Annotated in this window: 23 protein-coding genes and 1 pseudogene; 9 read left to right on the forward strand and 15 right to left on the reverse strand. The window is 66.8% G+C overall.

Annotated features, from left to right (window positions below; all coding sequences use genetic code 11):
• Positions 1 to 4: 4 nt before the first annotated feature.
• Genes AB4Z42_RS09880 through AB4Z42_RS09890 form a run of 3 tightly spaced genes read right to left on the reverse strand, consistent with a single transcriptional unit; the run spans position 5 to position 3,597 of the window.
• Positions 5 to 1,450 carry a vWA domain-containing protein gene (locus tag AB4Z42_RS09880; protein WP_442008992.1) on the reverse strand — a complete coding sequence of 482 codons (1,446 nt, stop codon included), beginning with the start codon at positions 1,448 to 1,450 and terminating at the stop codon, positions 5 to 7.
• A complete protein-coding gene (locus tag AB4Z42_RS09885) occupies positions 1,450 to 2,325 on the reverse strand; it encodes an AAA family ATPase (protein WP_442008993.1) in 876 nt (291 codons plus the stop codon). The genes AB4Z42_RS09880 and AB4Z42_RS09885 overlap by 1 nt, the downstream gene beginning before the upstream one ends.
• Positions 2,326 to 2,349: 24 nt before the next feature.
• On the reverse strand, positions 2,350 to 3,597 hold the full coding sequence (locus AB4Z42_RS09890) for a glutamate-5-semialdehyde dehydrogenase (protein ID WP_442008994.1): 1,248 nt from the start codon (positions 3,595 to 3,597) through the stop codon (positions 2,350 to 2,352).
• 73 nt (positions 3,598 to 3,670) lie between these two features.
• Between AB4Z42_RS09890 and AB4Z42_RS09895 the strand changes: the two genes are divergently transcribed.
• From AB4Z42_RS09895 to AB4Z42_RS09915, 5 genes are read left to right on the forward strand one after another with little or no spacing between them, the layout of a single operon-like run.
• Positions 3,671 to 4,552: a ribokinase gene (locus tag AB4Z42_RS09895; RefSeq protein ID WP_442008995.1), complete on the forward strand. Its 882-nt coding sequence runs from the start codon at positions 3,671 to 3,673 to the stop codon at positions 4,550 to 4,552.
• Positions 4,549 to 5,388, forward strand: a complete 840-nt coding sequence (locus AB4Z42_RS09900; RefSeq protein ID WP_442008996.1) for an enoyl-CoA hydratase/isomerase family protein — start codon at positions 4,549 to 4,551, stop codon at positions 5,386 to 5,388. The genes AB4Z42_RS09895 and AB4Z42_RS09900 overlap by 4 nt, the downstream gene beginning before the upstream one ends.
• A gap of 55 nt (positions 5,389 to 5,443) precedes the next feature.
• Complete coding sequence (locus AB4Z42_RS09905) at positions 5,444 to 5,773, forward strand: ArsR/SmtB family transcription factor (RefSeq protein ID WP_442008997.1); 330 nt, start codon at positions 5,444 to 5,446, stop codon at positions 5,771 to 5,773.
• Positions 5,773 to 6,384 (forward strand): cation transporter, encoded by a 612-nt coding sequence (locus tag AB4Z42_RS09910; protein WP_442008998.1) that lies wholly within the window; start codon positions 5,773 to 5,775, stop codon positions 6,382 to 6,384. Before AB4Z42_RS09905 ends, AB4Z42_RS09910 begins: the two co-directional genes overlap by 1 nt.
• A gap of 20 nt (positions 6,385 to 6,404) precedes the next feature.
• Entirely contained in the window at positions 6,405 to 7,007 is a 603-nt protein-coding gene (locus AB4Z42_RS09915; RefSeq protein ID WP_442009550.1) for a methyltransferase family protein, read from the forward strand.
• On the opposite strand, the gene AB4Z42_RS09920 is transcribed toward AB4Z42_RS09915, so the two are convergent.
• On the reverse strand, positions 7,004 to 9,046 hold the full coding sequence (locus tag AB4Z42_RS09920; protein ID WP_442008999.1) for an NAD(+) synthase: 2,043 nt from the start codon (positions 9,044 to 9,046) through the stop codon (positions 7,004 to 7,006). The two genes, AB4Z42_RS09915 and AB4Z42_RS09920, sit on opposite strands and share 4 nt — an antisense overlap.
• A gap of 43 nt (positions 9,047 to 9,089) precedes the next feature.
• On the opposite strand from AB4Z42_RS09920, the gene AB4Z42_RS09925 reads away from it, so the two are divergent.
• The 4 genes and pseudogenes from AB4Z42_RS09925 to AB4Z42_RS09940 all read left to right on the forward strand — a co-directional run bounded on the left by AB4Z42_RS09925 (position 9,090) and on the right by AB4Z42_RS09940 (position 11,858).
• Entirely contained in the window at positions 9,090 to 9,629 is a 540-nt protein-coding gene (locus AB4Z42_RS09925; RefSeq protein WP_442009000.1) for a cysteine hydrolase family protein, read from the forward strand.
• Positions 9,630 to 9,755: 126 nt separating this feature from the next.
• Positions 9,756 to 10,208, forward strand: a pseudogene (locus tag AB4Z42_RS09930) (Hsp20/alpha crystallin family protein); the annotation flags it as partial.
• A 136-nt stretch (positions 10,209 to 10,344) separates the two neighbouring features.
• Entirely contained in the window at positions 10,345 to 11,181 is an 837-nt protein-coding gene (locus AB4Z42_RS09935; protein WP_442009001.1) for an NAD-dependent protein deacetylase, read from the forward strand.
• Between the two features lie 8 nt (positions 11,182 to 11,189).
• Positions 11,190 to 11,858: a hypothetical protein gene (locus AB4Z42_RS09940; protein WP_442009002.1), complete on the forward strand. Its 669-nt coding sequence runs from the start codon at positions 11,190 to 11,192 to the stop codon at positions 11,856 to 11,858.
• 52 nt (positions 11,859 to 11,910) lie between these two features.
• Here the strand turns inward: AB4Z42_RS09940 and proB are convergent, their stop codons facing one another.
• The 11 genes from proB to AB4Z42_RS09995 all read right to left on the reverse strand — a co-directional run bounded on the left by proB (position 11,911) and on the right by AB4Z42_RS09995 (position 25,314).
• Entirely contained in the window at positions 11,911 to 13,020 is a 1,110-nt protein-coding gene (proB, locus tag AB4Z42_RS09945) for a glutamate 5-kinase (protein ID WP_442009003.1), read from the reverse strand.
• Positions 13,017 to 14,456, reverse strand: a complete 1,440-nt coding sequence (gene obgE, locus AB4Z42_RS09950; protein WP_442009004.1) for a GTPase ObgE — start codon at positions 14,454 to 14,456, stop codon at positions 13,017 to 13,019. Before obgE ends, proB begins: the two co-directional genes overlap by 4 nt.
• Before the next feature lie 92 nt (positions 14,457 to 14,548).
• A complete protein-coding gene (gene rpmA, locus AB4Z42_RS09955) occupies positions 14,549 to 14,818 on the reverse strand; it encodes a 50S ribosomal protein L27 (protein WP_442009005.1) in 270 nt (89 codons plus the stop codon).
• 13 nt (positions 14,819 to 14,831) lie between these two features.
• Entirely contained in the window at positions 14,832 to 15,155 is a 324-nt protein-coding gene (rplU, locus tag AB4Z42_RS09960) for a 50S ribosomal protein L21 (RefSeq protein WP_006241184.1), read from the reverse strand.
• Positions 15,156 to 15,303: 148 nt separating this feature from the next.
• Positions 15,304 to 18,099 carry an Rne/Rng family ribonuclease gene (locus AB4Z42_RS09965; protein ID WP_442009006.1) on the reverse strand — a complete coding sequence of 932 codons (2,796 nt, stop codon included), beginning with the start codon at positions 18,097 to 18,099 and terminating at the stop codon, positions 15,304 to 15,306.
• A gap of 312 nt (positions 18,100 to 18,411) precedes the next feature.
• Complete coding sequence (ndk, locus tag AB4Z42_RS09970; RefSeq protein WP_442009007.1) at positions 18,412 to 18,822, reverse strand: nucleoside-diphosphate kinase; 411 nt, start codon at positions 18,820 to 18,822, stop codon at positions 18,412 to 18,414.
• Positions 18,823 to 18,832: 10 nt separating this feature from the next.
• Positions 18,833 to 19,225, reverse strand: a complete 393-nt coding sequence (locus AB4Z42_RS09975; protein WP_442009008.1) for a DUF4233 domain-containing protein — start codon at positions 19,223 to 19,225, stop codon at positions 18,833 to 18,835.
• The gene (gene folC / locus AB4Z42_RS09980; RefSeq protein ID WP_442009009.1) at positions 19,222 to 20,628 is read right to left on the reverse strand and encodes a bifunctional tetrahydrofolate synthase/dihydrofolate synthase; all 1,407 of its coding nucleotides are present in this window, start codon (positions 20,626 to 20,628) and stop codon (positions 19,222 to 19,224) included. Before folC ends, AB4Z42_RS09975 begins: the two co-directional genes overlap by 4 nt.
• Complete coding sequence (locus tag AB4Z42_RS09985; RefSeq protein ID WP_442009010.1) at positions 20,625 to 23,288, reverse strand: valine--tRNA ligase; 2,664 nt, start codon at positions 23,286 to 23,288, stop codon at positions 20,625 to 20,627. Before AB4Z42_RS09985 ends, folC begins: the two co-directional genes overlap by 4 nt.
• A 77-nt stretch (positions 23,289 to 23,365) precedes the next feature.
• Positions 23,366 to 23,977, reverse strand: a complete 612-nt coding sequence (locus tag AB4Z42_RS09990; RefSeq protein ID WP_442009011.1) for a DUF937 domain-containing protein — start codon at positions 23,975 to 23,977, stop codon at positions 23,366 to 23,368.
• Positions 23,978 to 24,060: 83 nt separating this feature from the next.
• Complete coding sequence (locus AB4Z42_RS09995) at positions 24,061 to 25,314, reverse strand: saccharopine dehydrogenase family protein (protein WP_442009012.1); 1,254 nt, start codon at positions 25,312 to 25,314, stop codon at positions 24,061 to 24,063.
• Positions 25,315 to 25,317 lie beyond the last annotated feature (3 nt).

Genomic DNA, 25,317 nt, shown 5'->3' on the forward strand with positions numbered 1-25,317 from the left:
AAACTCAGACCGGCAGCAGCGCATCGATGACCGACGCGAGCTGCTTGGCGGACCGGCATTCGTGCATGGTGATGACGTCTTCGTAGCGCGGCACCGCCGAATCACCACTGCCCCACAGGTGCCTGGGCTCGGGATTGAGCCAGTGCGCGTGCCTGCTGGAGTTGACCATGTGGGCCAGCAGCTCAGCTTCGGGATTGCGGTAGTTGTTGCGCCCGTCGCCGAGCACCAACAGCGAGCTGCGCGGCGACAGGACATTGGGCCAGGTGTTCATGAACGACACGAACGCGTGCCCGTAGTCGGAGTGGCCGTCGCGGGTATACACCCCGGCCTCGCGGGTGATGCGCTGCACGGCGACGGCGAGATCGGCGTCGGGCCCGAACAATTCGGTCACCTCATCGGTGGTGTCTATGAATGCGAACACCCGCACCCGACTGAACTGCTGGCGTAGCGCGTGCACGAGCATCAGCGTGAAGTGGCTGAACCCGGCCACCGAGCCGGACACGTCGCACAGCACCACCAGTTCGGGCCGGGCCGGATGCGGCTTCTTGAGTACCACGTCGATCGGCACGCCACCGGTCGACATCGACTTGCGCAGCGTCTTGCGCAGGTCGATCTCGCCACGCCGCGACCGACGCCTGCGCGCGGCCAACCGCGTCGCCAGCATGCGCGCCAGCGGCTTCACCACGCGTTGCATCTGGCGCAGTTGGTCACCTGAGGCGCGCAGGAACTCGACGTTCTCGGCGAGCTGCGGCACGCCGTACATCTGCACATGGTCGCGGCCCAGCTGTTCGGCGGTGCGACGCTTCGTCTCCGCCTCGACCATGCGGCGCAACTGGTTGATGCGTTGCGCCGCCATCGCTTTCGCGATCTGTTCCTGTGTCGGCGTCGGCTCGTCTCCGTACGGGGCGAGCAGGCCCGCCAGCAGCCGGCCCTCGAGGTCGTCGAGGTTCATCGCCTTGAGTGCCTGGTACGACGAATACGACGGGCCGCGGCTGGAGTTGTATCGCCCGTGGGCCTCGACGATCTGGGCGATCATCCGCTGCAGTCGCTCGTCCAGGTTGGCCAGTTCTTCGTTGTTCTCCAACAGTTCCAGCAGCGCCTGACGCATGGCGTCGACGTCTTCGGGCGGCAAACCTTCGGGTTCGTCGGCATTCTCATCGTCGTCGAGAATGACGGTCCTGGCGCCCAGCGCCGCGGGGAACCAGAGGTCGAACATCGCGTCGAAGGTCTCACGATGGTCGGGTCGGCGCAGCACGGCGCAGGCGATGCCCTCCCGCAGTTGCTCACGGTTCGCGAGGCCGAGCACCGACATCACCCGTCCGGCATCGACGGTCTCCGACGGCCCCACCGAAATCCCCCGGCCGCGAAGCGCTTCGACGAACTCGACCAGGTGGCCGGGAATTCCGTGCGGCGCCAGCGGTTGCGGCGGGCGGGTTCGGCGGACGGCCATCAGTTCAGCCTTAACTCTCCGGAGGCCTTGATCTGATCGGACTGGTGTTTGAGCACCACACCGAGCGTCGCCGCGATCGTCGCATCGGTGATGGTGTCCAGCCCCAGCGCCAGCAGCGTGCGCGCCCAGTCGATGGTCTCTGCCACCGAGGGCAGCTTCTTGAGCTGCATGGCACGCAGCACACCGATGATGCGAACGAGTTCCTCGGCAAGGTGTTCGGGCAACTCCGGCACACGGGACAACAGGATGCGCCGCTCCAGCTCAGCATCGGGAAAGTCGATGTGCAGGAACAGACACCGGCGCTTGAGCGCCTCCGACAACTCACGCGTCGCATTCGAGGTCAACACGACGAACGGCTTGCGCTCGGCGGTGATGGTGCCCAATTCCGGCACGGTGACCGCGAAGTCGCTGAGCACCTCGAGCAGCAGACCCTCGATTTCGATGTCGGCCTTGTCGGTCTCGTCGATCAGCAGGACCGTCGGCTCGGTGCGCCGAATCGCGGTGAGCAGCGGGCGCGTCAACAGGAACTCTTCGCTGAACACGTCGGTTTTGGTCTGGTCCCAGTCGCCGGCGCCGGCCTGGATACGCAGGATCTGCTTGGCGTGGTTCCACTCGTAGAGGGCCCGGGCCTCGTCGACGCCCTCGTAACACTGCAGGCGCACCAGACCCGAACCCGACGCCTGCGCGACCGCACGCGCCAGTTCGGTCTTGCCGACACCTGCGGGGCCCTCGACGAGCAACGGCTTGCCCAGGCGATCGGCGAGGAACACCGCTGTGGCGGTTGCGGTGTCGGGAAGGTAGCCGGTCTCCGACAGCCGTCGGCCGACATCGTCGATGTCGGCGAACAGCGGCACGCTGCGTGCGGGGACGCTCACTGGGTTCTCCTAATTCTGCCTGTGTCAGGCCGGGCGGGTGTGGCCGTCGCCCCACACAATCCACTTGGTCGATGTCAGTTCGGGCAGGCCCATCGGACCCCTGGCGTGCAGCTTCTGCGTCGAGATGCCGATTTCGGCCCCAAACCCGAACTGCTCGCCGTCGGTGAACGCGGTCGATGCGTTCACCATCACCGCCGCGGCGTCCACCCGTTCGGTGAACCGCTGTGCAGCAGCAAGATTCGTCGTCACGATGGCTTCGGTGTGTCCGGTGCCGTATTCGTTGATGTGGTCGATCGCGGCGTCGAGATCGTCGACCACCGCAATGGCGATGTCCATCGACAGGAACTCCTCGCGCAGTTCCTCCTCGGACGGGTTCTCGTGCAGCGTCACGCCTGCTTTCTGCAGCGCCTTCGTCAGTCGGGGCAGGGCGCGGTCGGCGATCGCGGCATCGATCAACAGCGACTCGGCGGCGTTGCAGACACTGGGCCGACGCGTCTTGGCGTTGAGCAGAATGCGTTCGGCGACATCGAGATCGGCCGCTTCATGAACGTAGACATGACAATTGCCGACACCGGTCTCGATGGTCGGCACCATCGCGTCACGGACCACCGCGTCGATGAGGCCCGCTCCCCCGCGTGGGATCACGACGTCGACGAGGCCGCGGGCCTGGATCAGATGTGTCACGCTGGCGCGGTCGGCGCTCGGAAGCAACTGCACGACGTCGGGCTCGAGTCCCTCGGCGGCCATCGCCGCTCGCAGCGCGGTGACGAGCGCATCGTTTGACTGTGCCGCCGAGCTGCTTCCGCGCAGCAGCACCGCATTGCCGGACTTCAGCGTCAGGCCGAATGCGTCGACCGTGACGTTCGGCCGTCCTTCGTAGACGATGCCGACGACGCCGAGCGGAACGCGCTGCTGACGCAGTCGCAGGCCGTTGGGCAGCGTGCGTCCGCGCAGCACCTCGCCGATCGGGTCGGGCAGGCCGGCCACCTGACGCAGTCCGGCGGCGATGCCGTCGACGCGTTGGGGATTCAGTGCCAGCCTGTCGAGCATGGCGTCAGGCGTGCCCGAAGCCCGAGCCGCGTCGAGATCGCGCTCGTTGGCAGCAAGGATTTGGTGCACCTGCGCAAGCACGGCGTCGGCGGCGGCATGCAGCGCGCGGTTCTTGGTTTCGGTGGGCAGCGTGGCCAGTGTGCGCGCCGCGGTGCGGGCCCGCCGGGCGGCGTCGTGCACCTGCGCGCGCAGGTCAGGGAGCGTCGGAGTCTGCACACTCATTAACGCAGCGTATCGGACCTGTCTGCGGCGTTCGACACGTGTCAGGTAGGAGGGCTGGGCTAGCTTGGCAGTTATGACCGCGCGGGTCTGCGTAGTGGGCAGTGTCAACGCCGATCTCACGTTCACCGTGGACGCGCTGCCGCGACCCGGCCAAACCGTGCTGGCGTCCGCGCTCTCGTCGTCGCCCGGCGGGAAGGGCGGCAATCAGGCGGTGGCCGCCGCGCGCGCCGGGGCGTCGGTACAGCTGGTCGCGGCGCTGGGCAGCGACTCCGCCGCCGAGCAGCTGCGGGCCCACCTGAGCGCCAACAACGTCGGACTCGCCGGCGTGGTGACCTTGTCCGGCCCCAGCGGCACGGCGGTCATCGTGGTGGACGCCGCGGCCGAGAACAACATCGTCGTCGCGCCGGGCGCCAACGCGCAGTTGAACGTCGGGTCCGCCGATATCCGTGCCGTCATCGCCGACAGCGACGTCGTGCTGCTGCAACTGGAGATCCCCATCGCCACCGCGATCGCCGCCGCGCGTGTGGCACGGGCGGCAGACACGACCGTCATCGTCAACGCCTCCCCTGCAGGCGCACGTCCGCATGACCTCCTCGCACTGTCGGAGCTGGCCGATGTCGTCCTGGTCAACGAAGCCGAGGCGCGTGAATGGCACTGGCCGGTACCGCATCTGGTGATCACACGAGGCAGGCGCGGGGCCAGCTATCTCGGCGAGGACGAGCGGTTCGACGTGCCGTCACCGCGGGTCACACCGGTCGACACCACGGGCGCCGGCGATGTCTTCGCGGGTGTGCTGGCCGCCGGGTGGCGGGACGGCCATGAAGTCGCGCTGCGGCGGGCGTGCGCGGCCGGCGCGTTGGCGACGCTGGTGCCCGGGGCAGGCGACTGCGCACCGTATGCCGAGGCCATCGACGATGCAGTGTCCAACCGGAAGGCAAGCGAGGGGCATCTATGACAAGTACGGAGCCGAGTACGGAGAACACACCGCGACCACCCCAGGGCGACTGGCTCGGCACCCCGTACCTGCGGTTCACCCGGGAAGGCGCGTTCGGCGTCTGCACGCTGGACAGGCCGCAGGCACGCAACGCGATGACCCCCGCGATGTACTTCGGGATCCGGTACGCGGTCCGGCACGTCGATGCCGACCCCGATCTGGCGGGTCTGCTGATCACCGGCACGGGTGACGTCTTCGCGCCCGGCGGCGACATGGGCGGAGGCGACGGCAGCGACAACTGGCTGACGTTCGGTTCGGCGCTGGGAATGGACGTGACGCCGTTCGAGACGCTGCGCCAGTCCGTGAAGCCGGTGGTGTCGGCGGTCAACGGGCTGTGCCAGGGCGGCGGATTGCAGATCGCGCTGTGCAGCGACATGACGGTGGTCAGTGATCGGGCGACGTTCCGGGTACCCGAGCTGCTGCGCGGTATCGCCGACACGTACTACAGCCAGATGTTGGCGCGCCTGATCGGCCCGGTCCGCACGCGCGACCTTATGTTCACAGGTCGGACGCTGTCGGCGCAGGAGGCCCATGAATGGGGCATGGTCGCGCGGGTCGTCCCGCATGACGAGTTACTCGACGCGGCGCGCGAGGTGCTGGGTCAGTGCTGCCGGTCGGCGCCGGCGGCGAGAAGCCTCGTGAAGTCCAGCCTCGATAACTACCTGGGCCTGTTCGACCGAATCGGGATGCAGGCCAGCTACTCCTCACCCGAGGCGCTGGAGGGCTTCCTCTCGTTCAAGGAGCGGCGCTCCCCCGAGTGGGTGCACCCGGACCTGCGGATCGACGGCCGCCTGTAGGCCGTCCCAATAGTTCAGCATTAGCTGAATACAGAAATTGATGTACTGTCGGCGCATGCAGACGGTCACCCACAGCGATGCGCTGTCCCGGTTCGGATGCGCACTGTCCGACCCCACCCGTGCCGAAATCCTGCTGATGCTGCGCGACGGCCCCGGCTATCCGTCCGACCTGGCCGCCAAGATCGGGGTGTCGCGCCAGATCCTGTCCAACCACCTCGCTTGCCTCCGTGGCTGCGGATTGGTGGTCGCCGAACCCGAGGGCCGCCGCAGCCGGTACGAGCTGGCCGACGGGCGGATCGCCCACGCCCTCGACGACCTGATCGGCCTGGTGCTCGAGGTTGATCCGGCGTGCTGCCCCGCCGCCGAAACCGACGACTGCTGCTGATGTCCGCGGTGACCGAGGCTCGGCGAGCGATCCTCAACCGCCGCGTCCGCCTGCTCGTGGCGGCCACCATCACCTACAACGTCGTCGAGGCGGTCATCGCCCTGACCGAAGGCACCAGGGTGTCGTCGACGGCGCTGATCGGCTTCGGCCTCGATTCCGTCGTCGAGATCTCGTCGGCGGCCGCAGTCGCGTGGCAGTTCTCGGCCGACGACCCAGAGAGCCGGGAGAAGACGGCGCTTCGCTTCATCGCGTTCTCGTTCTTCGCGCTGGCCGCCTATGTCACCGTCGACGCGGTGCGCACGTTGGCCGGCGTCGGCGAGGCACGCCCGTCGACCGTCGGCATCGTGCTAGCCGCGCTCAGCCTTGCCATCATGCCCGTGCTGTCATTGGCCCAACGCCGTGCCGGCCGAGAACTCGGATCGCTATCGGCCGTCGCCGATTCGAAGCAGACGCTGCTGTGCACATACCTGTCCGCGATCCTGCTCGTCGGCCTGGCGCTCAACAGCGTGCTCGGCTGGTCGTGGGCTGATCCCGTCGCGGCGCTCGGCATCGCCGCGATCGCGGTTCGTGAAGGCATCAACGCGTGGCGCGGAGATCCGTGCTGCTCGTGAACACCCGGGAAGGAATCACCATGCCGATCGTCGCGATCGCGCTCTTCGCGGTGTTCGCCGCACTCGGATTCGGTTGGCGCAGCTGGGTACAACGGCGTCGCACCGGGTCCACCGGGTTCCACGGCATAAGCGGTCGCCCGGGTTCGATCGAATGGTCAGCGGGAGTGGGATTCATCGTCTCGATGGCTGTGGCGATCTTCGCGCCGATCCTGCAGATGCTCGGCATGGTGTCGCCGGTGAGTTTTCTGCACGCACCCTGGATCCAGAGCACCGGCACGGTCATCGCAGTGCTCGGTATCGCCGGCACCGTCTACGCGCAACTCGACATGGGTGACTCGTGGCGGATCGGCGTCGACCGGAATGAGACGACCACGTTGATGCGCACCGGCGTCTTCGGATGGGTACGCAACCCGATCTTCACCGCCATGGTGGTGTTCGGCCTCGGATTCGCCCTGATCACACCGAATCTGGTGGCCCTGGTCGGTTTCGTGCTCCTCGTCGCTACGATCGAGGCTCAGGTCCGCGCCGTCGAGGAGCCCTACCTGCTGGCCACACACGGCGACGCCTATCGCGACTACTGCGCAAGTGTCGGCCGCTTCGCCCCCGGAGTGGGACGCGGTTAGTCTTCGGGGATCTCGCGTTCGATCTCGTCCAGCCAGATTCGCGCCGACATGTCCGACGGCGCCCGCCAGTCACCGCGAGGCGACAACGATCCACCGTGCGACACCTTCGGCCCGTTGGGCATCGCCGACCGCTTGAACTGGGCGAACGAGTAGTACCTTTGCGCGAACACCTGCAACCACTGGCGAATCTCCTTGAGCGAGTACGCCGGCCGCTTGTTCTCCGGGAAGCCTGCCGGCCAGTCGCCGCGCTCGGGGTCGCTCCAGGCATGCCAGGCCAGAAATGCGATCTTTGATGGTCTGAACCCGTACCGCAACACGCTGAACAGCGAGAAGTCCTGCAGCACATACGGCCCGACCTTCGCCTCGCTGCTCTGGATCTCCTCGTCCTCGCCGGTCGGGACGAGTTCGGGCGTGATTTCGGTGTCGAGCACGGACTGCAGCACCTCGTTGACGGTGTCATCGAACTCGTGCGACGAGATGACCCAGCGGATCAGATGCTGGATCAACGTCTTGGGCACGCCACCGTTGACGTTGTAGTGGGACATCTGGTCGCCGACACCGTATGTGGACCAGCCGAGCGCCAGCTCAGACAGATCGCCCGTGCCGAGCACGATTCCGCCGCGCTGGTTGGCGAGACGGAACAGGTAGTCGGTGCGAAGGCCCGCCTGGACGTTCTCGAACGTGACGTCATAGATCTTCTCGCCGCGCGCGAATGGGTGCTCCATCTCCTTGAGCATCAGCTCCGCAGTCGACCTGATGTCGATCTCGGAGAACGTGACTCCGAGGGCGTTCGCCAGCCGGGTGGCGTTCGCCTTGGTTCGTTCGCCGGTGGCGAAGCCAGGCAGTGTGAACGCGAGAATGTCGCTGCGCGGGCGGCCTTCTCGGTCCATTGCGCGGGCGGCGACGATCAGCGCGTGAGTCGAGTCCAGTCCACCCGACAGACCGAGCACCACCTTCGGGTAGTCCAGCGCGCGCAGGCGTTGCTCCAGCCCGGCGACCTGAATGTTGTACGCCTCGTAGCAATCCTGTTGCAGCTGTGAGGGATCTGCGGGCACGAACGGAAACCGCTCCACCTCACGAAGCAGCCCGATGTCACCGGCAGGCGGATCGAGCGCGAACTCCACCCGACGGAACGATTCATGTGTGATGCCGTGATGGATGCGGTTGTCGTCGAAGGTGCCCATCCGCAGCCGCTCGGAACGCAGCAGTTCGAGGTCGACGTCGGCTATAGAGCGTCGTTCTCCCTTGGGGAACCGCTCCGACTGCGCGAGGCATACGCCGTTCTCCCACACCATGGTCTGGCCGTCCCAGGCCAGGTCCGTGGTGGATTCACCTTCGCCGGCTGCGGCGTACACATATGCGGCCAGGCAGCGCGACGACGCGGAGCGGGCCAGCAGGCAGCGGTCGTCGGCTCGGCCGATCGTGATGGGGCTACCGGACAGGTTGGCCAGCACCGTCGCACCCGCAAGCGCGGCCTCCGCGCTCGGTGGCACGGGCACGAACATGTCCTCGCAGATCTCGACGTGCAGCACGAATCCGGGCACATCGATTGCGGTGAACAACAGATCCGGGCCGAACGGCACGTCCGATTCGCCGATCCGGATCGCGCCGCGCACCAGATCGCCCGCCGCCATCTGGCGTCGCTCATAGAACTCGCGGTACGTCGGCAGGTACGACTTGGGCACGACGCCGAGCACGCGGCCGCGGTGGATGACGACGGCCGTGTTGTAGATCCGATGGGCGTACCGCAATGGTGCACCGATGACGAGGACGGGCATCAGCTCGGCCGAGGCGGCAACGACGTCCAGGAGCGCATGCTCGACGGCGTCGAGCAGAGTGTCCTGCAGCAGGATGTCTTCGATCGAATAGCCCGACAGCGTGAGCTCGGGGAACACGGCCAACGCGACGCTGTCGTCGTGGCACGCCCGCGCGATGCGCAGCACCGACTCCGCGTTCGCCGCGGGGTCGGCGAGGGTCGTGTGATGCGTACAGGCGGCGACGCGGGCGAAGCCCTGCCCGTACGCCGAGTAGAAGTCCATGACTCATTGTTGCCCGAAATCAGATCGGGGTATGCAACTACCCATGACTGAGGTCGCGGTGCTGGTCATCGACATGCTGAACACTTATCGACATGAGGACGCCGAGTTGCTGGTGCCCAACGTCGAGAACATCGTCGACCCGCTGGCCGACCTCATATCGCGGGCGCGCGACCGCGAGGACGTCGACGTGATCTACGTCAACGACAACTATGGCGACTTCACCGCGGACTTCGATGGAATCCTCAAGGCGGCGCTGGACGGTGAGCGGCCGGACCTGGTATCTCCGATCGCACCCGAAGAGGGCTGCCAGCGGGTGCTCAAGGTGCGTCACAGCGCGTTCTACGCCAGCTCGCTCGCATACCTGCTCCGGCGGCTGGAGACCCAACGACTGATCATCACCGGCCAGGTCACCGAGCAATGCATCCTCTACAGCGCGCTCGACGCCTACGTGCGGCACTTCTCGTTCGTCGTCCCGCCGGACTGCGTGGCGTGCATCGATCGCGAGCTCGGAGATGCCGCGCTGACCATGATGGACAAGAACATGCACGCCGAACTCGTCCCCGCGGAGAAGTGCCTGCGCTGACACCGTCGCTGACCTTGTGTTGGCCTGCAGTTCGCCCATACGCACCACAGCGGATTCGGCGATTTTCCCTGCGTCACGCATCGTGAGTCGCCTGTAACCATCACCGCGCATAACCCTGGAGGAACCGTGAATAAGCTTGCCGTGCAACGTCAGTCGCGCCCCTTGCTCCCCGAACTGTCCGAGCTTTTCAAGCCTTTTCCTGCCTTTGCGACATTCGCCAGCCTGCCGTCGATCGCCGGCCTGCGTCCGTTCTTCGACAACAATCTGTTGCGCCTGGAGGACGAGAGCCGCGAAGGCCTCTACCTGGTCCGCGCCGAACTTCCCGGAGTCGACCCGGTCGAAGACATCGAGGTCACCGTCCGCGACGGACAGCTGACGATCAAGGCCGAGCGGATCCAGACCGACGAAACGAACGGCCGCTCGGAATTCTCGTACGGGTCGTTCGCGCGCACGATCGAACTGCCCGTCGGAGCCGACCAAGACGACATCAACGCCACCTACGACCGCGGCATCCTCACCGTTTCGGTGCCCGTGTCGGAGGACGAGTCCGAGGAGAGGCACGTCGAGGTCATCGAAACGATCCTCGTCGACGAGGACGAGGACGAAGACGAAGACGACGATGACGACGACGACGACGAGGCCTCGCAGGCCGAGCTGACGGAGGGCCACGAGCAGGATCGATCAGACGACTGATCTGGTCGCTACCCTCGAAGGGGTGGACGCACCCGAGCTCGTGGCCCTGCTGAGCGGTCGTCGGGTCGCGGTGCTGACGGGCGCGGGGATGTCCACGGATTCGGGCATCCCCGATTACCGCGGACCCGACTCGCCGCCGAGCAATCCGATGACCATCCGGCAGTTCACCTCGGACCGGGAGTTTCGGCAGCGGTACTGGGCGCGCAATCACGTGGGCTGGCGGCACATGCACGCCACGCTGCCCAACGCCGGGCATCGCGCGTTGGCGGCGCTGGAACACGCAGGCGTGGTAACCGGGCTGATCACCCAGAATGTCGACCTCCTGCACACCAAGGCGGGCAGCACCAACGTGGTCAACCTGCACGGGACATACGCCGAAGTGATCTGTTTGGACTGCGGGTTCACCATGTCGCGCGCGGAGCTCGGCGACCTCCTGGAGGCCGCCAACCCGGGTTTCCTCGAGCGCACAGGGGCGGTCGGCGGCATCGCGGTGGCCCCGGATGCCGACGCGGTCGTCGACGACACGACGACGTTCACGATCGTGGACTGTCCGCGCTGCGGCGGCATGCTGAAGCCCGATATTGTCTATTTCGGCGAGAACGTGCCCAAAGAACGTGTCCAACAAGCGTATTCACTCGTCGACGATGCCGACGCGCTGCTTGTGGCCGGTTCGTCGCTGACGGTCTATTCGGGATTCCGATTCGTGCGGCACGCGGCCGCGCAGGGTATCCCGGTCGCAATCATCAACCGCGGACGCACCCGCGGCGACGACTACGCGGCGGTCAAAATCGACACCGGATGCTCAGAGATGCTCGCGCTGCTGGCCGATGAACTGCCCGCAGTCGCGACTTCGGCTTAGATGAATCGGTGTCCACAGACACCGACGACTCTGACGACGCCTCATGGCTGCGCTCCCTCCTGGAAAGCCGCAGGCCCGATCCCGGACCCGTCACGGGCCGGTGGGCTCTGGGCATCGGCGACATGGTCGCGGACCTCTCGGTCACGCCCGGCAAGCTGCGCGGACTGGTCCGCAAACTCAACTATTTCGGCGGCGTCGCCATCGGCGAGGATGCCGTCGAATTCGATGGCGACAAAGTCGAGTGGGCGGATGTCGAGGAGATTCGCACGCGCAGCCTGATCGAGTACATGTTCACCGGCGGCATGGACACTCAGATCGACAAGTTGCCCCTTCCGTGGTTCCCGTTCCGCAGAAAGGTGGTGGGAGTCATCTCGCGTGCCGCGCTGACGCTCCTGCTTGCGGCGGCGAAGCAGCAGCTAGAAGGCGGCGCCATGGATATCCGAATCCCTGCTGAGGTGCGCTATCGCGGTCTGTTGCGATCCCGTGAGCTCACGCCGGGCATGCTCGCCGCGGTGATACTGGCCGATCCCGCCGTACGCGAGTGCTTCGAGGCGACCGCGCAGGCGCACGGCGTCACGCTCTGCCCCGCCGACGACGACGTCATGGAGGACGCCGACGAGCGCGCCGAACAGATCAGGTCGATGCTGGCCAAGCTCCAAGACCGCTTGCGCTCGTGATTTCGGCGTGCGCGGTCACGCTCAGCGTGACCCAGCACGCCGAAATCGCAACTTAGACGGCGACCAGGTCGTCGGCGTGGACCGCGGGTCGACGCATCTCGGCGGGCAGGTCCGACGTCGACCGGCCCAACATGGTCGCCAGTTCGGTGTGGTCGTAGGCCACCACGCCGCGCGCCACCATCGCCGCGTCATGCGAGCGCAACTCGACGACGTCGCCACCGAAGAACCGGCCCGACAGCGCGGTGATGCCTGCGGGCAGCAGCGACCGGCGCTGGTGGACGACGGCCCGCACCGCACCGTCGTCGAGCGTGAGCGCCCCCGACGCTTCGGCCGCGTAGCGGACCCAGAACCTGCGCGCCGACATGCGTTCGGGCCGCGGGGCGAACACCGTGCCGACCGACGCGTCCGCCAGGGCGGTCGCGGCGTCACTTGCCGCGGCCAACAGCACAGGAACGCCGGCGTCGGCCGCCAACAGCGCCGACGACAGCTTCGACGCCATCCCGCCGGTACCCAGGTGGCTGCTCCGCCCGGCCACCACGCCGTCGAGGTCGGAGGGCCCGGCCACCTCGGAGATGAAGCGCGCGTTGCTGTTTTCTTTTCGGCGCGGATCTCCGTCGTAAAGGCCGTCGATGTCCGACAGCAACACCAGCGCGTCGGCCCCGACGAGATGGGCCACCAGGGCGGAGAGCCGGTCGTTGTCGCCGAACCGGATCTCGTTGGTGGCGACGGTGTCGTTCTCGTTGACGATCGCGACCGCGTGCAGCACGCGAAGGCGGTCCAGCGTGCGCTGAGCGTTGGTGTGCTGCACTCGCATCGAGATGTCGTGTGCGGTCAGCAGCACCTGACCGACGGTGCGTTCGTAGCGGGCGAAGGCCGTGTTCCATGCGTTGACCAGTGCGACCTGTCCGACGCTGGCCGCAGCCTGCTTGGTGGCCAGGTCAGCGGGCCGCTTGGACAGCCGCAGCGGTTCGATGCCTGCGGCGATCGCGCCCGATGACACGATCACCACGTCCGAACCCGCCTTCATGCGGGCCTCGATCGCATCGGCCAGCGTCGCCAGCCTGCCGACGTCGAACACACCGGTAGGTGTGGTCAACGCGGTTGTGCCCACCTTGACGACGACGCTTCGCGCGGTCCGGATCGCCTCGCGATGCTGGCTCATTCCTTGCGCTCTCGACGTTCGCGTCTGGCGGCTTTCCGCTCGTCGGCGCCCACCCGGTCGTTGCGCTCCAACCGCGCGTCGGTGCCACGGCCGGTCGGTGTCACATCCACGCCCGCCGGGGTCTGCGGCTCCCAGTCGAACGTCATGTCGCCGATCGTGACCGCGCAGCCGGGCTTCGCGCCGAGCTTCAGCAACTCGTCCTCGACCCCGAGCCGTGCCAACCGGTCGCCGAGGTAGCCCACGGCTTCGTCGTTGGTGAAATCCGTTTGAGCGATCCAGCGTTCGGGTCGCGCACCGCGCACGACGAAGCCACCCTGGCCGTCGGACTCGACGGTGAATCCGGTCTCGTTCACCGGGATGGGCCGGATCACCGGTCTGCGGGGCACGACCTCCGGTTGCGCCTCGCGATACGCGGACACCATGTCCCACAGCGCAAACGTCAACGGCCGCAGACCTTCTCGCGACACCGTCGACACCTCGAACACGGGCCAGCCGAATCGGCGGGTGACCTCTTCGCGGACGAAGTCGGCAAGCTCGCGGGCTTCCGGCACGTCGATCTTGTTGAGGACCACCGCGCGTGGCCGCGATGCCAGGTCGCCCAGCGTCGTATCGCCTTGCAGCGTCGGTGTGTATGCGGCCAGCTCCGTCTCGAGCGCTTCGATGTCGGAGACCGGATCGCGGCCCGGTTCCAGCGTCGCGCAGTCGACGACGTGCACCAGCACCGCGCACCGTTCGATGTGCCTCAGGAATTCCAGCCCCAGGCCACGCCCTTCGGACGCCCCCGGAATCAGACCGGGGACGTCGGCGACGGTAAATGTGTTCTCCCCCGCCGAGACGACGCCCAGGTTGGGCGTCAACGTGGTGAACGGATAGTCGGCGATCTTGGGCTTCGCCGCCGAAATGGCCGAAACCAGCGAGGACTTGCCGGCCGATGGGAACCCGACCAGGCCGATGTCGGCGACGGTCTTCAGCTCCAGCGTGAGGTCGCGGACCTGCCCGTTCTCGCCGAGCAGTGCGAACCCGGGGGCCTTGCGTGCCCGCGACGCGAGCGCCGCGTTGCCGAGCCCACCGCGGCCGCCCGCTGCGGCGTCGAATCGGGTACCGGCGCCGACGAGGTCGGCGAGCAGCTTGCCGCGCTCGTCGAGGACGACGGTGCCGTCGGGGACCTTGACCTCGAGGTCGGCGCCGGCCGCCCCGTCGCGGTTGCCGCCCATGCCCTGCTTGCCAGACGGCGCGTCGACATGGGGATGGAAGTGGAAGTCGAGAAGGGTGTGCACCTGCGGGTCGACGACCAGCACGACACTTCCGCCACGGCCGCCGTTGCCGCCGTCTGGTCCCCCGAGCGGTTTGAACTTCTCGCGATGGACCGAGGCGCAGCCGTTACCGCCGTTGCCCGCCTTCGCGTGGATCACGACGCGGTCGACGAACCGGGGCATGAGGGCTACTCCGTCCTTTGTCCATGTCGAAATCTACGTTTTGCAGAGAACGTGCGAGAGCCAAGCTGCAATACGTCGATTTCGACGCGGAACTAGGCCTCCGAAGAGACGGACGGTCGCACGACGCTGATGATCTTGCGACCGCGCTTGGTGCCGAACGTCACGGCGCCGGGCGCAGTGGCGAACAGCGTGTCATCGCCGCCTCGGCCGACGTTGACTCCGGGGTGGAAGTGGGTTCCGCGCTGGCGGACGATGATCTCGCCGGCCTTGACGACCTGGCCGCCGAAACGCTTGACGCCGAGCCGCTGAGAGTTCGAATCCCGACCGTTACGTGAGCTGGAAGCGCCCTTTTTGTGTGCCATCTGTCGCCTCCTACTACTTGATTCCGGTGACCTTGAGGACCGTCAGCTGCTGACGGTGACCCTGCCGCTTGTGGTAGCCGGTCTTGTTCTTGAACTTGTGGATGCGGATCTTGGGGCCCTTGGTGTGCTCGAGCACCTCACCGGTGACCGCGACCTTCTCCAGGTCCTTGGCGGCGCTGGTGACGTTCGCGCCGTCGACCACCAAGGCGACGGGCAGCGACACCTTCGCGCCGGCCTCGACCTCGAGCTTCTCGACCTTGACCACGTCGCCGACCGCGACCTTGTACTGCTTGCCGCCGGTCTTGACGATCGCGTACGTGGCTTTCTCGGCTGCCATCGGGTCCTTCTTCTTCTCGTCTCTGGGCGCGCGCTAAGGGAAGCTGCGCATGTCTGGGTTTCCGGGTCTTTCATGGTCGCCGGCCGCAGCCTGGCGACAACTGCTCAAGATTACTTGAGTCCCGCGGCGAGGGTCAAATCACCGCAGGTCACGCCTCATCGTCCTCGTTGATCGGCGGTCCTGCAGGCCTGGCGGCGGCACGACGCCGATGCCGACCGGCCGCAGCGACTGCCCGAGCAGGTTCGTCCTCCTCGTAGTCGTCCTCATCGGAGTCCTCCTCATCGGAGTCCTCGTCATCATCATCGTCGTCCGAATCCTCGTCGTCCTCGTCCTCGTCCTCGTCGTCGTCGTCGTCCTCGTCCTCGTCCTCGTCGTCCTCGTCGTCCGAGTCGTCGTCGGAGCCGATGACCTCGATATCGTCATCGTCTTCTTCGTCTTCGTCTTCGTCATCGTCGTCGAGGTCGATGTCGTCCACGTCCGAGTCCTCATCGGCCGAGTCGTCGTCAGACTCGAAGTCCTCCTCGGCCATCTCGGCGACGGCTTCGCGAATGGTCTCCGAGTCGACTTCGGCGACTCCCTCGGCGGGCGACTCGGCCACGTCCTCGTCATCGTCCTCATGCCGGCCGTTGGCAGCGGCCATCGCCTTGAACATCGGATGCTCGCCGGCGGGATGCGACGGCACCTTGGCGACGGCGACGTCTTCTGCTTCTGTTTTTCCGCCGCGTTTGCCGCGCTTGCCGCGCCGCCCGCCCTGCTCTGCCTTGCGTCCACCGCCGGTGGCCGCGGAATCGACGGGATCACCGTGCAGCAGGATTCCCCTGCCACCGCAATCCGGGCAGGTCGTCGAGAAGGCCTCGATCAGCCCTGTGCCCAATTTCTTTCGTGTCAGCTGGACCAGTCCAAGCGATGTCACCTCGGAGACCTGATGGCGTGTGCGGTCCCGCGCCAACGCTTCGGTCAGTCGACGCAGCACCAGATCTCGGTTGGACTCCAGGACCATGTCGATGAAGTCGATGACGACGATGCCGCCAATATCGCGCAGCCTCAGCTGGCGCACGATCTCCTCGGCGGCTTCGAGGTTGTTGCGGGTGACGGTCTGTTCCAGGTTTCCACCCGAACCGGTGAACTTGCCGGTGTTCACGTCGACGACAGTCATCGCCTCGGTGCGATCGATGACCAACGTTCCACCCGACGGCAACCACACCTTGCGGTCCAGCGCCTTCGTCAGCTGCTCGTCGATGCGGTGCACGGCGAAGACGTCAGGTCCGTCCGAAGCGGCGGGCTCGTACTTGGTCATGCGCGGAACAAGCTCAGGTGCAACCGAATTCACATACTCGTCGATGGTGTTCCAGGCATCGTCCCCGGACACGATGAGACCGGTGAAGTCCTCGTTGAACAGGTCACGGATGACCTTCACCAGTACATCGGGCTCTTCGTAGAGCGCGATGGCGGCGCCTGCCGCCTTCTTCTTGGTCTCTGCGGCGCGCTCGTCGATCTGCTTCCAGCGTTCCTGCAAGCGGTTGACGTCGGTGCGGATGTCTTCTTCCTTCACGCCCTCCGACGCAGTGCGGATGATCACGCCCGCCTCCGGCGGCACGACCTCGCGAAGGATGTCCTTGAGCCGCTGCCGTTCGGTGTCGGGCAGCTTGCGGCTGATCCCCGTCGATGACGCGCCGGGCACGTAAACGAGATACCGGCCGGCCAGCGAGACCTGGGTCGTCAGCCGAGCACCCTTGTGCCCAACCGGATCCTTGCTGACCTGCACGACGACATAGTCGCCGGGCTTGAGGGCCTGTTCGATCTTGCGGGCCGCCCCGCCGAGACCGGCTGCCTCCCAGTTCACTTCGCCCGCGTAGAGCACGCCGTTGCGGCCGCGGCCGATGTCGACGAAGGCAGCCTCCATCGACGGCAGCACGTTCTGCACGATTCCCAGATAGATGTTGCCGACCAGCGACGTCTGTGCGGCCGACGTCACGAAATGCTCCACGACGACGCCGTCTTCGAGCACAGCGATCTGTGTGTAGCGCGCGCCCTCATGCGGCGGTTCGATGCGGACTTTGTCGCGCACCACCATCATCCGCTCGACGGCCTCGCGCCGGGCGAGGAACTCGGCCTCACTCAGGATCGGCGGACGGCGACGGCCGGCGTCACGGCCGTCACGACGGCGCTGCCGTTTGGCCTCCAACCGGGTCGATCCGTTGATGCCCTGAATTTCGCCGTCACCGGACTTGGAAGATTTGTCACCCCGACCGGACTTACGCGGCTCGCGCTCGTGGACGACGGTGTTCGGCGGATCATCCGGGGATTCGCTCTCGCCGGCGTCGCCTGAGCCCGACTTGCGGCGTCGCCGGCGCCGGCGGCGACGCGTTTGGCCGTCACCGCCCGCACCGTCGTCGTCACCGTTGTCGTCTTCGGAGTCATCGGAATCGTCGGAGTCGTCCGAATCGTCACCGGAGTCGCTGTCGTCGGAGTCGTCGCCGTTCTGCTCGCCGCGACCGCGCCCACGTCCACGGCGTCCACGACGCCGACGTCGGGCGGACGGCTTGTCGGGTTGCTCGTCATCGGAATCCGACCCGGTGTCATCGCTGTCGTCGTCGTCGTCGTCATCGTCGTCATCGTCCGCGTGATAGGCGACCCGAATCGGTTGAGGTGCCATGAACAGCGGCTGGTAGTCGGCACGCGGAGGGCCGTCCTGGGGGCCTGTCTCGAGCATCAGACGGGACTCGGGCTCTTCCACCTCGGGCCCGGCCGACGCGGCCTGGTCCTCGGCCTCGGCCGCCGGAGTCGCTACCTCGACTTCGGCCGACGCAGCTGCCGCACCGGGGCCGGCTTCGGGCTCACCGGACGGCTCGGCCGGCGACGGGACGTTCAGCGTCTCGGGCTGAGCGTCCTCCGCTGACTGTGTCTCTTCTGATAGGGCTTCGGTAGGGGCATCGTCGGCCACGTAGTCTCCTTTAGCCCCCGGGCGCGTCCTGTTTGACGCGGCCACGCGAGGGCTTCCGCTATTGACTCGGGCCAACTACGCCCGAGCTTGTTATGGTCTCGCACCGAGCAAACCCCTGGTTGGGGCTACCCGGCGCCGGTCTGAATGATGGCTGGACGGTCGGCGCCGCACCGCGCGTGGCGATGGTCGCGCACGTCTAAGTCTTCATTCGGGTATCCGACCCCCCTGGTTAAGGGGCCGGTTACCCGTCCCCAGTATCCCACATCACGCCGCCGCGCCTGACAAGCCGGACAAGCTGGCCATTTGCGCTTTCTACGCGCCGGGGAACCAGAGCTCGATCTCGCGGGCTGCGGACTCGGGCGAATCCGAGCCGTGCACGAGGTTGTCCTGGGTAATCAGCGCGAAATCACCGCGGATCGTGCCGGGCACCGCCTTCTCGACAGGGTCGGTTCCGCCGGCGATCTGGCGGAACGCGGCGATGGCCCGCGGACCTTCCACGATGGCCGCGACGACGCGCCCGGAAGTGATGAACTCCAGCAGCGACGGGAAAAAGGGTTTGCCGTCGTGTTCTGCGTAATGCTTGCGGGCCAGCTCGTCGCTGACGTCCTGCAGTTGCAGGGCCGCGACGGTCAGGCCCTTCCGTTCGATTCGGCCGAGAATCTCGCCGATAAGACGCCGCTTGACGCCGTCGGGCTTGATCAACACGAGGGTCCGCTCAGTCACGGCGCACAGCCTAGTCCGGCGGCGGCTGCTGGCCGGGCAGGAGTCCGCGCTTCTGCCGGCGCAGCACCTCGAACCGCAGGTAGGCGATCGTCAACCAGACACCGAGGAAAATGAGACCGATGAAACCGATCGCGCCGTGGACGAAGACACCGGCGATCACCACCACCTGCAGCGCCAGGTTGGCCCAGATCGCCCACGACCGGCCTTGGATCCCGGCGAACAGGACCAGCACCACGGCGAGTCCGATCACATACCCGCCGCTGGCCGCCGTCAGCCCGCCGCCGGTGCGCGCCACCACCGGCAGCGCGAGCAGTACGACGATCGCCTCGAGAATCAGCGTGCCGGCCATCACGCCGCGAAAGCTCTTCCACGGGTCGGGCGGGGCCTGAGGTTGTTCGGTCATTCGGGTTCCCTGCCGAAGAGCGTGCGCGCCGCGCCGGCTGTGTAGACCGAACCGGTGATCACCATGCCGACCCCGCCGAAGCCCCCGGAGTCCTCGCCTCCGGCCTCCTCGACGAGTGCGGTGGCGGTCTCGATCGCGTCGGGCAGCGTCGCGGCGGTGATCACCCGTTCCGGGCCGAATCGCTCCTCGGCCCGGATGGCCAGCGCCTCCGGCTCCAACGCTCGCGGTGAACCGTTGTGGGTGACGACGATCTGATCCAGCGCCGGTTCCAGCGCGGCGAGGATCCCATCGACGTCCTTGTCGGCCATCACCGAGACGACGCCGACCAGGAACCGGAAGTCGAACTCCTCCTGCAGCGCATGGGCAAGTGCGGCGGCGCCTGCCGGATTGTGGGCGGCATCGATGAAAACGGTTGGCGCACTGCGCAACCGCTCGAGCCGGCCTGGGCTGGAGACCGACGCGAAGCCCGCGCGTACCGTGTCGATGTCCAGCTGTCGCTGCGCCCCGGCACCGAAGAACGCCTCGACAGCGGCCAGCGCGACGACTGCGTTGTGCGCCTGATGTTCACCGTGCAGCGGTAGGAAGATTTCGGGGTACGTCCCGCCAAGCCCCTGCAGTTCCAACAGCTGACCGCCGACGGCGATCTGCCTGCCGAGCACCGCGAATTCCGAATCCTCGCGGGCCACCGCGGCATCGGCGCGTACCGCCTGCGCCAGAAGCACTTCCATCGCTTCGGGCACCTGCCGGGCGATCACCGCGACAGTGTCGACAGGCACCAGGGCGTCGTCCTGCTTCTTGATGACCCCGGCCTTCTCCCCGGCGATTTCGGCGATGGTGTCGCCGAGATAGTCGGCGTGGTCCACCCCGATCGGCGTGATGACCGCGACGGGCGCATCCACGATATTGGTGGCGTCCCACCGTCCGCCGAGACCGACCTCGACGACGGCGACGTCGACCGGTGCATCGGCGAACGCGGCGAACGCCATGCCGGTGACCACCTCGAACTTGCTCATCAGAGGACCACCCGCCGCTTCGGACTGCTGGTCGACGAGATGCACGAACGGTTCGATCTCGCGGTAGGTCTCCACGTATTTCGCCGGGCTGAGCGGCCGCCCGTCGATCGAGATGCGCTCGACCGCCGACTGCAGGTGTGGGCTGGTGGTGCGGCCGGTGCGACGGCTGAACGCCGTCAGCAATGCATCGACCATGCGCGCCACCGACGTCTTGCCGTTCGTGCCTGCGATGTGGATCGACGGGTAGCCGCGTTGCGGTGACCCGAGCAGTTCCATCAGCGCGGCGATGCGCGTGGTGCTGGGTTCCAGCTTCGTCTCCGGCCACCGCTGATCGAGCAGATGCTCGACCTGCAGCAGCGACGCGATCTCGTCCGGGGTGGGATCTGTCATTTCAAGCCGGCTAGGCGAGCCGTGATCCGGTCCACTTCCTCGCGGGCCACCTGCTGGCGCTGGCGGATCTTGTCGACCACGTCGGCCGGGGCTTTGGCGAGGAACGCATCGTTGCCGAGCTTGCCCTCGGTTCCTGCGAGCTCCTTCTGCGCGGCCGCCAGATCCTTCTCGAGTCTGCGCCGTTCGGCGGCGACGTCGACGGTGGACGACGTATCGAGTTCGACCACGATCGTGGCCTGCGAAAGCCGCACCTCGACCGCCGCCGACGGATTGAAGTCCTCTTCGGCCGCGGTCAGCCAGGCCAGCGCGGCCACGGCGGGAAGCTGGGCCTCGAGATCCGCCTTCGCGACGTCGGACAGCCGCGCGGGCACGCGCTGCCGATCGTTGAGCCCCTGGTCGCTGCGGAACCGCCGCACCTCGGTGATCAGCTTCTGCATGTCGGTGATCCGCTGCGTCGCAACCTGATCCACCGCGAAGCCCGACGGCTGCGGCCAGTCGGCGATGACCACCGACTCACCGCCGGTCAGTGTCTTCCACAACACCTCGGTGACGAAGGGCATGACCGGGTGGAGAAGTTTGAGAAGGGAGTCGAGAACCAGCGCCAGGACGGCGGTGGTGTGCTGGACTGCTTGACTTTCCTGGCTGGCAAGCTGCACTTTGGCCAGCTCGACATACCAGTCGCAGAATTCGTCCCATGCGAAGTGGTACAGGGACTCGCACGCCCGACTGAACTCATAGCTGTCGAAGGCCGAATCCACCTCGGCGCGAACCTCTTCCAACCGTCCGAGAATCCACCGGTCGGCGTCGGTCAGCTCGCCGCTCTCAGGCAACGGTGCGGGCGCCGCGCCGTTCATCAGCGCGAAGCGTGTCGCGTTGAACAGCTTGGTGGCGAAGTTGCGCGAGGCTCTGGCGTGGTCCTCACCGATGGAAAGGTCGCCGCCGGGGCTCGCACCGCGGGCCAGGGTGAATCGCAGCGCGTCGGCGCCGAACTTCTCGACCCAGTCCAGCGGGTCGATGCCGTTGCCGCGCGACTTGCTCATCTTGCGGCCGAACTCGTCGCGGATCAGCCCGTGCAGGAAGACGTTTTCGAACGGCACCTGCGGCCCGCGCTCACCGCCGACGGTGATCGCCGGATCGTCGGCGACGAACGTGCCGAACATCATCATCCGCGCCACCCAGAAGAACAGGATGTCGTAGCCGGTGACCAGAACAGAAGTGGGATAGAACTTCTCGAGCTCCAGCGTGTGATCTGGCCAGCCCATGGTCGAGAACGGCCACAGCGCCGACGAGAACCACGTGTCCAGCACATCGGGGTCCTGCTCCCAGCCCTCCGGCGGGGTCTCGTCGGGACCGACGCACACCATGTCTCCATCGGGACCGTGCCATATCGGGATGCGGTGCCCCCACCACAGCTGCCGTGAGATGCACCAGTCGTGCATGTTGTCGACCCAGGCGAACCAGCGCGGCTCCAGGCTCGGCGGATGAATCGCGGTGCGATGCTCGCGCACTGCGTCGCCCGCCGCCTTCGCCAGCGACTCGACCTTGACCCACCACTGCAGCGATAGCCTCGGTTCGATCGGTTCCCCGCTGCGCTCGCTGTGCCCGACGCTGTGCAGGTACGGCCGCTTCTCCGCGACGATCCGGCCCTGGGCGGCCAGCGCCTCACGCACCTTGACTCGCGCTTCGAAACGGTCCAGACCGTCGAATTCGGTTCCGGTGTCGGCGATCCGGCCCTTGGTGTCCAGCATCGTCGGCATCGGGAGTTGATGACGCATACCGATCTCGAAGTCATTGGGGTCGTGGGCGGGAGTGACTTTCACTGCCCCGGTTCCGAATTCGGGGTCGACGTGCGTGTCGGCGACGATGACCATTTCGCGGTCGACGAACGGGTGCGGAAGGGTCTTGCCGACCATGTCGCGATAGCGCTCGTCGTCGGGATGCACCGCGATGGCCGTGTCGCCAAGCATGGTCTCGACCCGGGTGGTGGCCACCACGATGTGCGGTTCGTCGTCGCGCAGCGATCCGTACCGCAACGACACCAGTTCACCTTCGACGTCTTCGTACTTGACCTCGAGATCGGAGACCGCGGTCTCCAGCACGGGCGACCAGTTCACCAGCCGCTCGGCGCGGTAGATCAGTCCGGCGTCGAACAGCCGCTTGAAGATGGTGCGAACGGCGCGGGACAGGCCGTCGTCCATGGTGAAACGATCGCGGCTCCAGTCGACGCCGTCGCCGATCGCCCGCATCTGCCAGCCGATGGTGCCACCGGACTCGCGTTTCCAGTCCCACACCTTGTCGATGAACAGCTCGCGACCGAAGTCCTCTTTGGTCTTGCCGTCCACGGCGAGCTGCTTCTCGACGACGCTCTGGGTGGCGATGCCCGCATGGTCCATGCCGGGCAGCCACAACACCTCGAAACCCTGCATGCGCTTGCGCCGCGTCAGCGCATCCATCAGCGTGTGGTCGAGCGCGTGGCCCATGTGCAGGCTGCCGGTCACGTTGGGTGGCGGCAGAACGATCGAATACGGGGGCTTCTCGCTCGCGGCGTCGGCCTTGAAATAGCCGGCATCGACCCAGCCCTGATAGAGGTCGCTCTCGACCGTGCCGGGATCCCAGGATTTGGGCAGGGCATCGAGGCCGGGGCGGGAGCTGTCGGTCACCGCGCCATTCTATGAAGTCCGGCGTGACCGCCGGTCACGCGGATTGCCCGCTGACGCGGCGGCGGCCGGAGCGCCGGTTACTTCTTGCCGCCGAGCAGGCCGCCGAGAATCTCGCCGATCGGGTTGTTCTGACCGCTGCCGCCCCCGCCAAGCACGCTGCCCAGGATGCTGCCGAGCGGGTTGTCGCCACCGCCGCCACCACCGGCGCCGCCGAGAATGCTGCCGAGAATGTCACCGAGCCCGCCGCCGCCGGGTGCCTGCTGCGGCCCGGCGGGCGCGGAGCCCTTGGACAGTTGCTTGCCGATGTAGGCGAGCACGATCGGCGCCAGGATCGGCAGCAGCTGCTTGATCAGGTCGCCCCCGCCTGCGCCTTTGCCTGCCAGCGCCGAGGCCACCGCGCCGCTGTCGTTGCCGCCGAAGATTTTCGCGACGAACTGATCGCCCTGCCTCGCATCGACCTGGTCGACGGTGACACCGCCGTCGAGCAGACCGCTCGCGCCTTGTTCGGCGACGGCGGATTCGAGGTCGCTCGAATCGATCTGATCGGCCTGGACGTTCTCGGCCAGTCCGCCGACCAGCGCGGGCACCAGGGTCCGAATCGCGTTGTTGACTTCGCCCTCGTCGGCGCCGAGCTTGTTCGCAATGTCCTGTACCGGGATTTGTGCGTAGAGATCATCGAGACCAGCCATTATCCGGCCACCTTCATCGCTGGGATATTCGAATAACGCTAGTCCAAATCATGTTGGAGCACAGGCGTTCTGCTCCGTGTCAATCAATTCAGTCGCGTGGTCTCCAGCGACACTTCGGCCGCAGGGAATCGGGCCAGCAAGGCATCCCCCATCGCCGCCGCGGGCGTCAGGACACCGCGGAGATCCGCGAGCCGATCACGGTCGAGTGCCAGCGCCAGCGCGCACTCGCCCAGCAGGACCGACGTCGCCTTGTACCCGTAGTCGCCACGCTGCGACAGCCGTGCGCGGTAGCGGGCGCCCGTCGTGGTCGTAGTGAACGTCTCGACGGTGTAGTGCCCGTTCTCACGTGCTTGCTCGCTTGGACCTGTGCCGGGCTTCGGCGCGATGCGGTCGACGAGGCCGCGGGGCACGCGGTTGAAGAAGCGACTGCCCAACGCGGTGGCCGCGGCATTCCCACCGGTCGCCAGTGCCGCGACGACCGGTGCCACGACGGAGCGCCCCATACTCATCAGCTCGCCGTATTCGAGCCGCCTGCCATACGCGTAATCGAGCAAGGCATTGCTGCGCCGCACAATTCGTGAATTCACCCCCGCCATGACGAACGGCGCCAGCCAATATCCGTCGAGCGCGTCGGCGATGGTGCGGCCGCGGCCCCACCGGATATCGGGCTGCCTGCCGAGCTCGGGCTCGGCTGTGCGGTCGGGCGTCAGTGTGTAGGGGTCGTTCATCACGCGCCTGGCCTCTGGGTCCGATGACACCGCGCTGAAGGCCTCGATCCCCGACGCGACAGTGCCTCCCGACAAGCCACCGGACATGACCCGCACAACTAGGTTGGTGTCGGTCAGTTCGCCCGCCCGGTCTTCCTGGGCACGGCGATAAAGGGCGAACACGGTGAGATCCGAAGGGATCGAATCGAATCCGCACGAGTGCACGATGCGCGCACCGGTGTCCACGGCCTGCTTGTGGTACAGGTCGATGCTTTCGCGGATGAACAGCGTCTCACCCGTCAGATCGGCGTAGTCCGTGCCTGCGGCCGCACACGCCGCCACCAGGGGCAGACCGTATCGGGCGTACGGCCCGACAGTGGTCACCACCACCTGCGTTCGGGCGGCCATCGCATCCAATGTCGACGGCTGCGACGCGTCCGCGGTGATGATCGGCCAGGCCTGCGCCGTGTCCCCCAGCGTCTCCCGCACCGCAAGCAGCTTCTCCTGTGACCGGCCCGCCAACGCGATGCGGGCATCACCCCCGGCCTTGGCAAGGTATTCGGCGGTCAGCTTCCCGACGAAACCGGTTGCCCCGTACAGGACGATGTCGAACTCGCGTTGCGTGGTCACGGC

Origin of the sequence: Mycobacterium sp. 2YAF39, assembly GCF_052114565.1 — a bacterium.
In the GTDB taxonomy this organism is placed as follows: Bacteria; Actinomycetota; Actinomycetes; order Mycobacteriales; family Mycobacteriaceae; genus Mycobacterium.